The 14,605-nt window shown below is 45.3% G+C and carries 13 protein-coding genes; 9 read left to right on the forward strand and 4 right to left on the reverse strand.

Going from position 1 to position 14,605, the window contains the following annotated elements; all coding sequences use genetic code 11:
- Positions 1-6 precede the first annotated feature (6 nt).
- Positions 7-1,077, reverse strand: a complete 1,071-nt coding sequence (gene lptG / locus R7M72_RS19185) for an LPS export ABC transporter permease LptG (protein WP_005381071.1) — start codon at positions 1,075-1,077, stop codon at positions 7-9.
- Positions 1,078-1,080: 3 nt separating this feature from the next.
- A complete protein-coding gene (gene lptF / locus R7M72_RS19190) occupies positions 1,081-2,181 on the reverse strand; it encodes an LPS export ABC transporter permease LptF (protein ID WP_170897657.1) in 1,101 nt (366 codons plus the stop codon).
- Between the two features lie 200 nt (positions 2,182-2,381).
- Between lptF and pepA the strand changes: the two genes are divergently transcribed.
- The 5 genes from pepA to R7M72_RS19215 all read left to right on the forward strand — a co-directional run bounded on the left by pepA (position 2,382) and on the right by R7M72_RS19215 (position 9,038).
- On the forward strand, positions 2,382-3,890 hold the full coding sequence (gene pepA, locus R7M72_RS19195; protein WP_005381073.1) for a leucyl aminopeptidase: 1,509 nt from the start codon (positions 2,382-2,384) through the stop codon (positions 3,888-3,890).
- 115 nt (positions 3,891-4,005) lie between these two features.
- Entirely contained in the window at positions 4,006-4,455 is a 450-nt protein-coding gene (locus R7M72_RS19200) for a DNA polymerase III subunit chi (RefSeq protein WP_025998737.1), read from the forward strand.
- Positions 4,456-4,551: 96 nt separating this feature from the next.
- Positions 4,552-7,410, forward strand: coding sequence for a valine--tRNA ligase (locus R7M72_RS19205; RefSeq protein WP_042523474.1), 2,859 nt, complete (start codon positions 4,552-4,554; stop codon positions 7,408-7,410).
- A 202-nt stretch (positions 7,411-7,612) separates the two neighbouring features.
- Entirely contained in the window at positions 7,613-8,017 is a 405-nt protein-coding gene (locus R7M72_RS19210) for a DUF2061 domain-containing protein (protein WP_005381078.1), read from the forward strand.
- Positions 8,018-8,132: 115 nt separating this feature from the next.
- A complete protein-coding gene (locus R7M72_RS19215) occupies positions 8,133-9,038 on the forward strand; it encodes a bifunctional helix-turn-helix transcriptional regulator/GNAT family N-acetyltransferase (protein WP_085570022.1) in 906 nt (301 codons plus the stop codon).
- A 19-nt stretch (positions 9,039-9,057) separates the two neighbouring features.
- Here the strand turns inward: R7M72_RS19215 and R7M72_RS19220 are convergent, their stop codons facing one another.
- Together R7M72_RS19220 and rraB are read right to left on the reverse strand one after the other, a co-directional pair.
- Positions 9,058-9,858, reverse strand: coding sequence for a glycosyl hydrolase 2 galactose-binding domain-containing protein (locus R7M72_RS19220; protein WP_005381080.1), 801 nt, complete (start codon positions 9,856-9,858; stop codon positions 9,058-9,060).
- A 154-nt stretch (positions 9,859-10,012) separates the two neighbouring features.
- The gene (gene rraB, locus R7M72_RS19225) at positions 10,013-10,426 is read right to left on the reverse strand and encodes a ribonuclease E inhibitor RraB (RefSeq protein ID WP_005381081.1); all 414 of its coding nucleotides are present in this window, start codon (positions 10,424-10,426) and stop codon (positions 10,013-10,015) included.
- 583 nt (positions 10,427-11,009) lie between these two features.
- On the opposite strand from rraB, the gene arcA reads away from it, so the two are divergent.
- From arcA to pyrB, 4 genes are all read left to right on the forward strand, one after another.
- Positions 11,010-12,230, forward strand: a complete 1,221-nt coding sequence (gene arcA / locus R7M72_RS19230; RefSeq protein ID WP_005381082.1) for an arginine deiminase — start codon at positions 11,010-11,012, stop codon at positions 12,228-12,230.
- 156 nt (positions 12,231-12,386) lie between these two features.
- Positions 12,387-13,391, forward strand: coding sequence for an ornithine carbamoyltransferase (locus R7M72_RS19235; RefSeq protein ID WP_213915392.1), 1,005 nt, complete (start codon positions 12,387-12,389; stop codon positions 13,389-13,391).
- Positions 13,392-13,490: 99 nt separating this feature from the next.
- Positions 13,491-13,586 (forward strand): hypothetical protein, encoded by a 96-nt coding sequence (locus tag R7M72_RS19240; RefSeq protein WP_005381084.1) that lies wholly within the window; start codon positions 13,491-13,493, stop codon positions 13,584-13,586.
- Positions 13,587-13,672: 86 nt separating this feature from the next.
- On the forward strand, positions 13,673-14,602 hold the full coding sequence (gene pyrB / locus R7M72_RS19245) for an aspartate carbamoyltransferase (protein WP_005381085.1): 930 nt from the start codon (positions 13,673-13,675) through the stop codon (positions 14,600-14,602).
- The last annotated feature ends 3 nt before the right edge of the window (positions 14,603-14,605 follow it).

The raw sequence follows: 14,605 nt of genomic DNA on the forward strand, positions 1-14,605 counted from the left end.
CTTCAGTTATAGCTTTCTTCGTAGCAGTGCAATCGCAATAGCTAAGAACACCAAACTCGGGGCCAAAGCACCAAACACTGGGGATATGCCATACACCAAGCTTAATGGGCCAAAGAACTCACTGGATATGTAAAAAGTAAACCCGGCAACCACGCCCGACAATACCCTTGCCCCCATGGTCACGCTTCTGAGTGGACCGAAAACAAAAGATAGCGCCATTAACATCATCACAGCAATTGAAAGCGGCTGAGTCAACTTACGCCAAAACGCCAACTCATAGCGAGATGCATCTTGTTCCGATGCTTTTAGGTAAGTCACATAATCATACAAACCGCTCAGTGACAGTTCTTCTGGCTTCACGGTCACCACGGCTAGCTTATCTGGTGCCAAAGAGGTGTGCCACTCCATCTGTTCGATGTCTTGCTTCGAAATTACGTTTTCATTTTCCATGTCCGTAATTTGTACGTAGCGCATCAGCCAGTTGTTATCTTGTTGGTAGTCGACTTCTTCGGCGAAAATAACTTTTTGTAGATTCTTATCATCATCAAAACGCCACATATTTAAAGCATAAAGCTTGTCGTCTTCGACTTTACCTATAAAGATAAAGTCGTTTGCGTCACGAGCCCACACACCTGAGCGCACAGACACAATGCTACCACCTGATATCGCAAACGCACGTAAGTCACGGGCCATCTTCTGGGCCTCAGGAGCGCCCCATTGACCTAACGCCATAACGACTATCATGAGCGGGACGGCCGTTTTGAGTACCGATAACCCGATATCTAGCTTAGAGAAACCAGCAGCTTGCATCACCACCAGCTCAGAGCTTGAAGCCAACATACCTAAGCCGATCAGGGCACCGAGTAATGCCGCCATTGGAAAGAACATTTCGATATCACGCGGCACACTGAGTAACACAAAGTACAACGCATGAGTGAGGTCGTACACACCTCGCCCTACTTTACGTAGCTGTTCTACATATTTGATGATGCCCGATAAGCCAACAAACGTCGCTAAAACCAAGGCAGTGGTAGAGATGATGGTTCTACCGATGTAAAGGTCTAAGATTTTGAACACAGCTTACGCGAGCCTCTTCTTGCGGAATTTGTCTTTTATTCGTCTAGCAGCAACGCTGTCCATCATATTCGCCATGATAGCAACAATCAGCAACATCGTATTGATTGGCCACATACCAATAGCAGCCGGGATGTCACCATCTTCTAATGCAGATTTGGTTGCACTGATCGCCAAGAAATACGCTAGGTAGATCAGAATCGCAGGCCCCATTTTGGCAAACCGTCCCTGACGCGGATTCACCGCAGACAAAGGAATAACGAGCATTGTTAAGAGTGGAATACACACAAATAACGAAATTCGCCATTGTAGCTCCGCTTGCGCCTCTGGATCTGGGTGACCTATCAAGTCAACCGTTGGGTATGCTTCCCAGTCTCGCCCTTTCTTTTTGACCTCACGTTGGCCGATAACACCTTCGTATTCATCGAATTTCGTGATCATATATTCAACGCGAGTAGGCACACCTTCATAACGCGTACCTTCTTTCATAGTGATGATCTGACGACCGTCCGAAAGCTCTTTTACTTCACCAGAAGATGAGAACATCACACTCGGTAACACCGAATCTCGAGGGCGCATCTGCGCAACAAAAACGTTGCTCAAGGTATTGTCTTTAATGTCATCGATGAACACAACCGATGAACCGTCTGGTGTACCTTGGAACTGGCCTTTTTTAAGTAGGTCAACGCTGTTTTCTGACGCTACCTGCTCATAAAGCTGCTCAACGCGGTCTTGAGACCACGGCGATAGCCACAACGCATTGAAAGCCGCCACCGCTGAAGTAATCAACGCTAGGTATAAGGCCGCTTGAACCAAGAATTTATTACCAATACCTGTCGCGTTCATTACGACAATTTCGCTCTCTGCATACAGACGACCAAATGTGATCAATATGCCGATATACAGACTTAAAGGCAGCATTAACAGACCCATTGCTGGCATGTTCAAACCAACAATCGAGAAAATCAATCCAGCAGGAATATCCCCATCAGAAGCATCAGCAAGAACACTTATGAATTTCTGGCTTACAAACACCAAAAAAAGTACGAAAAAAATCGCAAATTGGCTCTTGAGTGTTTCGCGGATCAAATATCTAACAATAATCACGCTGAAATTACCTATACAAAACTTGTTTTTTTGGTCGAATCACTATAGTTTCCCGTTGAACCATTTATTTTTTTAAAAATTATAAACTAGATGTTAGTCGCTTAATCAGCTCTGCATGTAAGCCTGGAGCTAAAATTCAACAAGTAAGCGATCATTATCTAACATTTAGAGCAATTTGTCTTCAGGATGTAGGAGTACGCATGGAGTTCAGTGTAAAAAGTGGCAGTCCAGAGAAACAACGTAGCGCATGTATCGTTGTTGGTGTGTTTGAACCACGTCGCCTTTCTCCAGTAGCCGAACAACTTGATAAAATCAGTGACGGTTACATCAGTTCACTACTTCGCCGTGGTGATCTAGAGGGTAAACCTGGTCAGATGCTGCTACTGCATCAAGTACCAGGTGTTTTGTCAGAGCGCGTTTTACTTGTCGGTTGCGGCAAAGAGCGTGAACTTGGCGAGCGCCAGTACAAGGAAATCATTCAAAAGACGATCAGCACACTTAACGAAACAGGCTCAATGGAAGCGGTATGTTTCCTAACTGAACTGCATGTTAAGGGTCGTGATACATACTGGAAAGTGCGCCAGGCTGTAGAAGCGACTAAAGATGGTCTATACACATTTAATCAATTCAAGAGCGTGAAACCTGAGACTCGCCGCCCACTGCGCAAGCTTGTTTTCAACGTACCAACGCGTCGTGAATTGAACTTGGGTGAAAAAGCAATCACTCATGGTCTTGCTATCGCATCAGGTGTCAAAGCCTCAAAAGACCTTGGCAACATGCCGCCAAACGTAGCTAATCCAGCTTACCTTGCTTCTCAAGCTCGTCGTCTAGCGGACGATTACGAAACTGTAACCACCAAAATTATTGGTGAGCAAGAGATGGAAAAGCTGGGTATGACCTCTTACCTAGCAGTAGGCCGTGGTTCTAAAAACGAATCTATGATGTCTATCATCGAGTACAAAGGTAACCCTGACTCAGATGCAAAACCGATTGTGCTCGTAGGTAAAGGGCTAACCTTCGATTCAGGCGGTATTTCTCTAAAACCGGGCGAAGGTATGGATGAGATGAAGTACGACATGTGTGGTGCGGCATCGGTATTCGGTACAATGAAAGCGCTGGCGAAGCTAAACCTACCAATCAACGTTATTGGTGTTCTAGCGGGCTGTGAAAACATGCCTGGCAGCAACGCTTACCGTCCAGGTGACATCCTAACGACCATGTCTGGTCAAACTGTAGAAGTTCTGAACACGGATGCTGAAGGCCGTCTTGTTCTTTGTGACGCACTGACTTACGTAGAGCGTTTCGAACCAGACTGCGTGGTTGACGTTGCAACGCTAACTGGTGCTTGTGTTATCGCACTAGGCCACCATATCAGCGGCGTAATCTCTAACCACAACCCTCTTTCTCACGAGCTAGTAAACGCTTCTGAGCAAGCGAGTGACCGTGCATGGCGTCTACCAATGGCAGACGAGTACCACGAACAGTTGAAAAGCCCGTTTGCGGATATGGCAAACATTGGTGGTCGCCCTGGTGGCACAATTACTGCGGGTTGCTTCTTATCTAAGTTCGCGAAGAAGTACAACTGGGCACACGTCGATATCGCAGGTACCGCGTGGAAATCAGGCGCAGCGAAAGGCTCAACGGGCCGTCCTGTCTCAATGCTTGTCCAATTCCTTTTGAACCGCAGCGGCCAAGAGACAGAAGAGTAATTTCTGAACAGAATCTAAAAGGGCCGCAAGGCCCTTTTTTATTTTCCTAATTTTCTAAAATGAAAGTGGGACTTAAGATGGTCTTAGGAAGAGACCCAAGGCAAGTGAGAGAATGATGCAAACTGCAACCTTCTACATCATTAACGAAGAGAGCCCGCAAGCAACGGTGGCTGGCTTTGAAGAATACATCGTGTTTTTGGCTCAGCACTTTGCTCGCCAAGGCGCTAAAGTGTATTTAAACTGCCAAGACAAACCACACGCCGAGCAGCTCGCTGAAGCCTTTTGGCAAGTTGATGCAGACAAGTTCATGGCACATAACCTCGTAGGCGAGGGACCGAAATACGCCACCAATATTGAGATCGGCCATAACGGTGTAAAACCTAATTGGAACCGTCAGCTGGTAATTAATTTGGCGGAAAATGAGACAACCTTTGCGAACAAGTTTGCTCAAGTGGTAGACTTCGTGCCCTGCGAAGAAAAAGCTAAACAACTCGCAAGAGAAAGATATAAAATTTACCGTCAAGCAGGTTACCAGCTGCAAACGATCGAAATTCAATATCCTTAACGGTCAATCCTTATAGTTAAGGCGATCTTGTTAAGATCCCTCACTTATAAAGATTGACTAAGATTCAACCATCAACGTATCCATTAAAAGAGCGCTATGGAAAAGACATACAACCCAACTTCAATCGAACAAGCTCTGTATCAGACTTGGGAAGAGAAAGGCTACTTTAAGCCACACGGTGACACTACTAAAGAATCATACAGCATCATGATCCCGCCACCGAACGTCACTGGTAGCCTACACATGGGCCACGCGTTCCAAGATACGATCATGGATACGCTTATCCGTTGTGAACGTATGAAGGGTAAAAACACCCTTTGGCAAGTAGGTACTGACCACGCTGGTATCGCAACTCAGATGGTTGTTGAGCGTAAGATCGCTGCAGAAGAAGGCAAAACAAAACACGATTACGGTCGTGAAGCTTTCATCGACAAAATCTGGGAATGGAAAGGCGAATCTGGCGGCACTATCACTAAGCAGCTTCGTCGTCTTGGCGCATCTGTAGACTGGGATCGTGAACGCTTCACGATGGACGATGGTCTATCTAACGCCGTTCAAGAAGTGTTCGTACGTCTATACGAAGACGATCTAATCTACCGCGGTAAGCGTCTAGTTAACTGGGATCCAAAGCTACACACAGCGATTTCAGATCTAGAAGTAGAGAACAAAGACACTAAAGGCCACATGTGGCACTTCCGCTACCCACTAGCAGATGGCGCTAAAACAGCGGATGGCAAAGACTACATCGTTGTTGCAACGACTCGTCCAGAGACCGTGCTAGGCGATACGGGTGTTGCAGTTAACCCAGAAGATCCACGTTACAAAGATCTTATCGGTAAAGAAATCATCCTTCCTATCGTTGATCGTCGCATCCCAATCGTGGGCGATGAGCACGCAGATATGGAAAAAGGTACTGGCTGTGTGAAAATCACACCTGCGCACGACTTCAACGACTACGAAGTAGGTAAGCGCCACCAGCTACCAATGATCAACATTCTGACTTTCGACGCGAACATCCGCGACTCAGCAGAAGTATTCAACACTAACGGCGAAGCAAGCGACGCTTACAGCACTGAGCTACCAGCTAAATACCACGGTATGGAGCGTTTTGCCGCTCGTAAAGCTATCGTTGCTGAATTCGACGAGCTAGGCCTACTTGAAGAAGTGAAAGATCACGATCTACAAGTTCCTTACGGCGACCGTGGTGGCGTGGTTATCGAACCAATGCTAACTGACCAATGGTACGTACGTACTGCGCCTCTAGCGAAAACCGCAGTTGAAGCAGTAGAAAACGGCGACATCCAATTCGTTCCTAAGCAATACGAAAACATGTACTTCTCTTGGATGCGTGACGTTCAAGACTGGTGTATCTCTCGTCAGCTATGGTGGGGTCACCGCATCCCAGCTTGGTACGACAACCAAGGTAATGTTTACGTAGGTCGCACTGAAGAAGAAGTTCGTAAGAACAACAACCTAGAGTCTGTCATTGAACTTCACCAAGACGAAGACGTACTGGATACGTGGTTCTCTTCTGCACTATGGACGTTCGGTACTCAAGGTTGGCCAGAGCAAACTGACGATCTGAAAGTATTCCACCCTTCAGACGTTCTAGTAACTGGTTTCGACATCATCTTCTTCTGGGTTGCGCGCATGATCATGATGACCATGCACTTCGTGAAAGACGAAAACGGCAAGCCACAAGTACCATTTAAAACGGTTTACGTTACTGGTCTAATCCGTGACGAAAACGGCGACAAGATGTCTAAGTCGAAAGGTAACGTACTTGACCCAATCGACATGATCGATGGTATCGACCTAGAGTCTCTCGTAGAGAAGCGTTGTGGCAACATGATGCAGCCTCAACTAGCGAAGAAGATCGAGAAGAACACTCGTAAGACGTTTGAAAACGGTATCGAAGCATACGGTACAGACGCACTGCGTTTCACTCTTGCAGCAATGGCATCAACAGGTCGTGATATCAACTGGGATATGAAACGTCTTGAGGGTTACCGTAACTTCTGTAACAAACTATGGAACGCAAGCCGTTACGTAATGATGAACACAGAAGAGCAAGATTGTGGCTTCAACGGTGGTGAGATTGAATATTCACTAGCAGACAAGTGGATTGAGTCTCAGTTTGAACTCGCAGCGAAAGCGTTTAACAACCATATCGACAACTTCCGTCTAGATATGGCTGCGAACACGCTTTACGAATTCATCTGGAACCAATTCTGTGACTGGTACCTAGAGCTAACTAAACCCGTTCTATGGAAAGGTACTGAAGCGCAACAGCGTGGTACTCGCCGTACACTCATCACGGTTCTTGAGAAGACGCTACGTCTAGCTCACCCAGTGATTCCTTACATCACTGAAACTATCTGGCAAAGCATCAAGCCATTAGTTGAAGGTGTAGAAGGCGAGACAATCATGCTGCAAGCACTGCCTCAATTCGACGAAGCAAACTTCAACCAAGAAGCGCTAGACGACATTGAATGGGTGAAAGCGTTCATTACCAGCATCCGTAACCTACGTGCTGAATACGACATCAACCCTGGTAAGCCGCTTGACGTTATGCTGAAAGCAGCAAATGCAGAAGATGCCTCTCGTCTAGAAGCAAGCAAGCAAGTACTGATGTCACTAGCGAAGCTAGAAGCAGTACGCGTGCTTGAAACTGGCGAACAAACTCCTGCATGTGCGACAGCACTGGTTGGTAAGTCTGAGTTGATGATCCCAATGGCAGGTCTGATCGACAAAGATGCTGAGCTTGCTCGTCTAGATGGCGAAATCAAGAAGACTCACGGCGAAATCAAGCGTATCGAAGGCAAACTAGGTAACGAAGGCTTCGTAGCGAAAGCACCTGAAGCAGTTGTTGCTAAAGAGCGTGAGAAGCTTGAAGGCTACAAAGAGACACTAGCTAAGCTAGAAGAGCAGAAGACAACGATCGCTGCGCTTTAAGCCTCAGTGAAAGAGAAGAATTAACACTTCTCACTTTTGGTTCAAAAGGTTGGTCATCATGGCCAACCTTTTTTGTATACATTTCACCAAAACCATCATCAATAGCTTCCCCCTATCACAACAATACTCATTACCCATTAGCATTAATGAGAATTATTATCGATAATGAACTCATCGAAACAAACACGATTGAGTAATTATCATGAAAAAGACACTAACTTTCGCAGCACTGCATTTTACTATCGCATTTAGTGTCGCTTACGTACTCACAGGCGACATTCTAATTGGTAGTTTAATTGCCATGATTGAGCCTTCAGTGAACACCGTAGCCTTCTACTTTCATGAAAAGGCATGGGCAAAAGTCCCAGCACTTAAAGCTCGTCAGTGGATGACCAAATTAAAAACCGCAAGCTTTGCGACCGTGCACTTCAGCGTCGCTTTTACCGTGGTTTACTTACTAACAGGTGATGCATTTGTCGGCGGCGTAATGGCGATGCTAGAGCCGAGTTTGAACACGGTGGCTTACTACTTCCACGAGAAAGTATGGATGCGTAAATCATCAGAAAAAGCTCCAGCACCGCAGTTTTGTTTACATCACCACGCTTAAACATGGAGGCTCACTACGCCTCCTAACGAGAAAAATGACATTTACCATTGACAAGGTTGCGCACCGCAATTAATTTAATTGCGGTGCGCAACTTTATTTTTAGAGGTAAGTGATAATGAACGCTCGTCAACTTCGACACTACTCCCGTCAAGCCGTCCGATTGCTTGGTATGCTTGATAAACAATGCGGCGATGTCGCTCTCACTCCAGTGCAAGCGCACGCATTGGGTGAAATCCAATTGCAGCCATTGACCATCAATCAGCTGGCACAGCAGCTTAATGTCGACAAGTCCAACGCGAGCCGAACCGTTACTGGTTTGATTAAATTAGGTTTGGTCGAGAGCATCGAAAACCCAAAAGACAAACGTAGTCAACTCGTAGCGATTACAGAGCAAGGCCAACAGGCGTTATCAGAACTGGACCAACAGCAAAACCACTTCTTTGAACAACTGCTTACCCAACTCGATGACAGCGAGCAAGAGCAACTCAAACTTGGTCTAGAGACTTACCTAAAAGGGCTAACAAAAGTGTGTCAGTCTGAGGAATACGTTCTTCGACCTCTTACTAAAGCAGACAACCCGCAAGTCGCAGATGTGATTCGTAAAGTCTCTGCAGAATACGGCTTAACCGCAGACAAAGGTTATGGTGTGGCCGATCCAACGCTTGATGATATGTATTCGGTTTACAATCAATTCGGGGCCGCCTATTGGGTCATTGAACATCGCGGAGAGATCGTTGGTGGCGGTGGCTTTGCCCCTTTAGCTGGCGAGCCAAATGTGTGTGAACTACAAAAGATGTACTTCTTACCTCAAACACGAGGGCACGGTTTAGCCAAACGCATCGTCGCATTGAGCTTACAATTGGCGAAACAATTTGGGTATCAGCAGTGCTATTTAGAGACAACTGAATGTCTGAGAGAAGCGGTAAGCTTGTATGAAAAGCTAGGCTTTGAGCATCTCGATGCCCCGCTTGGACAAACAGGGCATGATGCATGTGAAGTCGTAATGCTTAAAACACTGTAATAAAGAGCATTACTAAGAGTTAAAGCACAACATGGGTAACACAAAGCTCCTGGCTCAAGGCAACAGTGAAGTTTTGGTGCTGCCCATCCAACTCAACAGACAACTGGTAGAGATCACTTGGATCAGGATCAGTAAGATCGGCATACTTTGGCGCTTCGATCTGGAATAAAGCGCTCGCATGCTCCGCTCGGACATCAATAGGAATATGGTAAGTCATACCATTAAACTTAACCGATGCAGAGACCAGGCCCGGCGAAAAAGTTTGATAGTACAAGTCTACTTTAAACTCACAACCACCACCGTGGTGCCAAATCTGTTCGGTAGCCACGCGGTCTAAACGCACATTGCGAATGAACTGCAGATACGGTTCTTGCCATACCCCTAAGCGCTCATCACTTTTTTTATATTCATGATCGGACAGAGAGCACAGCTCAGGTTTATCTTCATCAAACAGAAGATCCTCTTCTTCCTCTAAGAACAAGATTTCAAAGCGGTTACGCCCCATTTGCATGAACGGACGAATGTCTTTCTTGTAGACATTTTGAGAACCGTCACAGTCGAACAATGCTACTCCGTTCAAACGCACTTCTGCATGGTAATCCACACCACCCAACACCATTTCTACCGCTGGGAATGCCATCATGGATTCGTCCACTTCAATGTCATGCATCAGGTGCCACTCTTGCTGACGAATTGCTTCTTCTGTCATTTCAGCTGGCAATACCTGACTCAAAGGAGCAGGGAAAGTAATGTCATCCTGTGGGATAGAAAGGTCCGTCAGTGGAGAGACTTGCCATAAACCGGCGAGTGAGAGTTGCATATACACCTTGAGCTAGATCAATTTTCACGCATTATAGGGAGAAATCCCCTATAAACTCAATGTGAATTATTTATCGCCTCCACATTCGTCAGTTTTTCAAGGTATAAAAAAACCAGCGTTAAACGCTGGTTTTTCCAAAAGTAGTGAGCTTTGATTACTCGTCGTCTTCATCTTCTTCAGGGTAAAGCGCATCTTCGCCTTCGTAGTACGTACCCCAACCGTCATAGATGATGTCGTATTTTTCTGCCAAGTGAATCAATTTTTCAACTTGCGCATCAATCGCTTCTGCGTCAAGTGCGGACTCCATAGTCGCATCACAGCAAAGCAACTTGTTACCATCTTCATCTTCAGTTTCTTCTGCTTCAAGAACTTCAAAGCCCATCTTGAATGCTTCAACTACCGCTTTTTCTAGCGTGTCAAAATCTTCGGCAAACAGGTGGTGCTCAATTTCGTATAGCGAATCTGGATCGCTGCCATCTTCTAGCAATGCTGCAATGATATCGCGAGTCTCTTCCTTTTGAATCTCAATTAATTCTTCTACTGATAGATATTCATCTTCGTGAGACATGTTTTGGCTCCAGATTAGTTACTTGATGGAAACACAATACCCGATACTGAGTATGCTGATCCGGTGAAATATGGCATGGATTGCGATGAAAAGCCACAAACAAACATCATACCACTGCGATTCTTATCGGTTATTTGAATCTAAATATTAAACCGACCACACAAAGAAACAAAAAATTAACAAAGAATGGCATTTTTTAATATTCAGAACATCCTAATTGACACTTAATGTGGTTATTTTCTCTTTCTATGCGTGTTTATGATGCTTTCTTGAATACACTCACGTGTAAAACGAAGAAGCATAACGAATAAATTCACTTTAATAATGCATAATTTAGAATAAAAATGCACGTTTTATGCACTGTGCGTGTATTCTTTCTCAACGGGAAAATTAGAATAAAAACGCACGCACTCTAATTTTAGTAAAATAGCATTTATATCTAATAATAAATTTCATAAGAATAAAAATAAAAATAAAAAACTCACAAAACCAGAAACACCAGAATATAAACAAAGCTTGATAACTTGCATCTTTCTAGGAAGCTTGTCATAACTAATGGCTGGAAAATTTGTAAGGATACAAAATGAGCAAGCTGTACGTTGGATCAGAAGTTGGTCAACTTCGACGAGTTCTATTAAATCGCCCTGAACGCGCCCTAACCCACTTAACTCCGTCAAACTGTCATGAGTTGCTATTTGATGACGTTCTTGCTGTAGAAGCGGCAGGTGAAGAGCACGATGCATTCGCACGTACGCTGCGCGAGCAAGACGTTGAAGTGCTTCTCCTCCACGATTTACTGGTCGAAACCCTCGCCGTTCCAGAAGCAAAACAATGGCTGCTGAACACTCAGATTTCTGACTTTCGCTACGGGCCAACATTTGCGCGAGACCTACGCCAATACTTTTCAGAAATGGATGATGAACATCTTGCCTGCATCTTTTTAGGTGGCTTAGCTTACTCAGAGCTACCGATCTCCTCATCTTCTATGCTTCCAAAAATGAAGCGTCCTCTCGACTTTGTTATTGAGCCGCTACCTAACCACCTATTTACGCGTGATACCTCGTGTTGGGTTTATGGCGGCGTTTCTCTTAATCCGATGATGATGCCTGCACGTCAACGTGAAACAAACCACCTACGTGCGATTTATCGTTGGCACCCAATTTTTGCTGGCCAAGATTTTATCAAATACTTCGGTGACGATGATCTGCATTATGATAACGCGAATGTCGAAGGCGGTGATGTGTTGGTTATTGGTAAAGGTGCAGTTCTTATCGGTATGTCTGAGCGTACGACTGCGCAAGGTGTAGAGAACCTTGCAGCGAGCCTATTTAAAGCAGGCCAAGCGACCGAAGTGATTGCAATTGATCTGCCTAAACACCGCTCATGTATGCATTTAGACACCGTGATGACCCATATGGATGTAGATACTTTCTCTGTCTACCCTGAGATCATGCGCAAAGATCTCGACACATGGCGCTTAACACCAAAAGGCAACGGTGAAATGCATGTTGAAGCCTCACATAACTATCTGCACGCGATTGAGTCCGCTCTTGGCTTAGATCAGCTGAAAATCATCACCACTGGTGGCGACAGCTATGAAGCGGAACGCGAACAATGGAATGACGCCAATAACGTTCTAACTGTAAAACCGGGCGTAGTAATTGGTTACGAACGCAACGTATACACCAACGAAAAATACGATAAAGCTGGCATCAAAGTACTGACAGTACCTGGTAACGAGCTTGGTCGTGGTCGCGGTGGCGCTCGCTGTATGAGCTGTCCAATAGAACGAGACGATATATAACTTACTCGTCCCTTTACATTAGGTGAATCAAAACTAAGGTTGATGTGAATACATCAACCTTTTTTAGCTTTAATTAAAAATAATTATTCACAATAAAAGCATTTATATGTTTTAATGAATTCTATTAATCTAATCACATGTACTAAGGGACGAGCTATGGCTTTCAATTTACGTAACCGCAACTTTTTGAAGCTATTGGACTTCTCAACCAAAGAAATCCAGTTTTTGCTCGAACTGTCTGCAGAGCTGAAAAAAGCTAAATATGCAGGAACAGAGCAGAAGACACTTCAAGGTAAAAACATCGCACTAATCTTTGAGAAATCTTCGACTCGTACCCGATGTGCGTTTGAAGTCGCTGCCTTTGACCAAGGTGCTCAAGTCTCTTACATCGGCCCTTCTGGCTCGCAGATCGGTCATAAGGAATCGATGAAAGACACCGCTCGCGTCCTTGGTCGTATGTATGACGGGATTGAATACCGAGGCTTTGGCCAATCCATTGTTGAAGAGCTTGGTACTTATGCTGGTGTTCCAGTGTGGAATGGTTTAACGGATGAGTTCCACCCAACCCAGATCCTTGCTGACTTCCTGACCATGCAAGAGCACGGCCGTGGTAAACAGCTACATGAAGTAACCTTCGCTTACCTAGGTGATGCGCGCAACAACATGGGTAACTCACTTATGGTGGGCGCAGCGAAAATGGGCATGGATATTCGCCTTGTCGCGCCAAAAGCGTTCTGGCCTGAAGAAGATCTCGTGGCAACTTGTCAAACTATCGCGCAACAAACCGGTGCAAAAATCACGTTAACAGAAAGCGTTGAGGAAGGTGTGAAAGGTTGTGACTTCCTATACACCGACGTTTGGGTGTCTATGGGTGAGTCTGCCGAGGCATGGGATGAGCGTGTAGCGTTAATGACACCTTATCAAATCAATATGAACGTGATTAAGCAAACGGGTAATCCACATGTGAAATTCATGCACTGCCTTCCAGCTTTCCACAATGATGAAACCACCGTCGGCAAAGAAGTCGCTGAAAAATACGGTATGAAAGGCCTTGAAGTAACAGAAGAGGTATTTGAATCGGAATACTCCATCGTATTCGACGAAGCTGAAAACCGTATGCATACCATCAAAGCCGTGATGGTTGCGACGCTAGGAAGCTAAACCAGCGCGCAAAAACAGCCGATAAAAACCATGATGTAATCGCTTGCGCTCACGAAAGTTAAGCGTATAATGCTCGGCAATTTGTCTGAGGATTAAGAAATGACCACGCTGATTGCTGACGTAAAAACGCGATTTGCTCTCGCTAAGCGACTACGCTTACGTGGTGTTATTTTCGTTAATTCTATTGAATTTTAAAACCTCCCCATTGGGGAGGTTTTTTTATGTCCAAAATTCCTTTCGGTTATTTGGATGTAGTCATCAATGTTATAGGGAAGAAGATCATGGCGAACTCGCTTTACCAGAAGCACATCATCTCTATTCCAGAGCTTTCACGCGAAGAACTGGAACTTATCGTAGAAACAGCAGGTAGCCTTAAAAAAGCACCTCGACCAGAACTGATTAAAAACAAAGTCGTTGCAAGTTGTTTCTTTGAACCATCAACACGTACACGTTTATCGTTTGAAACAGCGATTCAGCGCATTGGTGGTGACGTGATTGGCTTTGATAATGATGGTAATACCTCTCTGGCGAAAAAAGGCGAAACACTCGCAGATTCAGTACAAGTCATCTCTTCTTACGTCGATGCCTTTGTGATGCGTCATCCACAAGAAGGCGCCGCTCGCTTGGCCTCTGAATTTTCAAATGGCGTGCCAGTGATCAACGCGGGCGACGGTGCAAACCAACACCCAACTCAAACGCTACTCGACCTATACACCATCGCGGAAACACAAGGGCGTCTAGACAACCTGAACGTCGCATTCGTAGGTGATCTAAAATATGGCCGCACAGTGCACTCACTGACTCAAGCCTTAGCAAAGTTTAACAACATCCGCTTCTTCTTTGTTGCACCAGATGCGCTGGCAATGCCAGATTACATCTGCGAAGAACTAGATGAAGCTGGCATTCAATATAGCCTACACACAGACATGGAAAGTGTGATTCCTGAACTGGATATTCTGTACATGACACGCGTACAGAAAGAACGTTTTGACGAATCGGAATACGCACATATTAAGTCGGCTTACATCCTAACAGCGGCACTACTAGAAGGCGCGCGTGAGAACTTGAAAGTGCTGCACCCACTACCACGTGTGGATGAAATCACAACTGATGTTGATAAAACGCCTCATGCCTACTTCTTCCAGCAAGCTCAAAATGGCGTGTATGCTCGCCAAGCACTGCTGGCGCTTGTTCTAAACGAAACGCTGTAATCG

The organism is Vibrio sp. YT-18, from assembly GCF_033337345.1.
GTDB classification, from domain to species: domain Bacteria; phylum Pseudomonadota; class Gammaproteobacteria; order Enterobacterales; family Vibrionaceae; genus Vibrio; species Vibrio alginolyticus.

What these genes read in the sequence shown, in the direction of transcription:
- rraB (WP_005381081.1), bottom strand. Translation starts at nt 10,426, where the DNA reads ATGTCTCACGAAGATGAATATCTATCAGTAGAAGAATTAATTGAGATT.
- arcA (WP_005381082.1), top strand. Translation starts at nt 11,010, where the DNA reads ATGAGCAAGCTGTACGTTGGATCAGAAGTTGGTCAACTTCGACGAGTT.
- pepA (WP_005381073.1), top strand. Translation starts at nt 2,382, where the DNA reads ATGGAGTTCAGTGTAAAAAGTGGCAGTCCAGAGAAACAACGTAGCGCA.
- R7M72_RS19240 (WP_005381084.1), top strand. Translation starts at nt 13,491, where the DNA reads ATGACCACGCTGATTGCTGACGTAAAAACGCGATTTGCTCTCGCTAAG.
- R7M72_RS19220 (WP_005381080.1), bottom strand. Translation starts at nt 9,858, where the DNA reads ATGCAACTCTCACTCGCCGGTTTATGGCAAGTCTCTCCACTGACGGAC.
- R7M72_RS19210 (WP_005381078.1), top strand. Translation starts at nt 7,613, where the DNA reads ATGAAAAAGACACTAACTTTCGCAGCACTGCATTTTACTATCGCATTT.
- R7M72_RS19200 (WP_025998737.1), top strand. Translation starts at nt 4,006, where the DNA reads ATGCAAACTGCAACCTTCTACATCATTAACGAAGAGAGCCCGCAAGCA.
- R7M72_RS19205 (WP_042523474.1), top strand. Translation starts at nt 4,552, where the DNA reads ATGGAAAAGACATACAACCCAACTTCAATCGAACAAGCTCTGTATCAG.
- R7M72_RS19235 (WP_213915392.1), top strand. Translation starts at nt 12,387, where the DNA reads ATGGCTTTCAATTTACGTAACCGCAACTTTTTGAAGCTATTGGACTTC.
- pyrB (WP_005381085.1), top strand. Translation starts at nt 13,673, where the DNA reads ATGGCGAACTCGCTTTACCAGAAGCACATCATCTCTATTCCAGAGCTT.
- R7M72_RS19215 (WP_085570022.1), top strand. Translation starts at nt 8,133, where the DNA reads ATGAACGCTCGTCAACTTCGACACTACTCCCGTCAAGCCGTCCGATTG.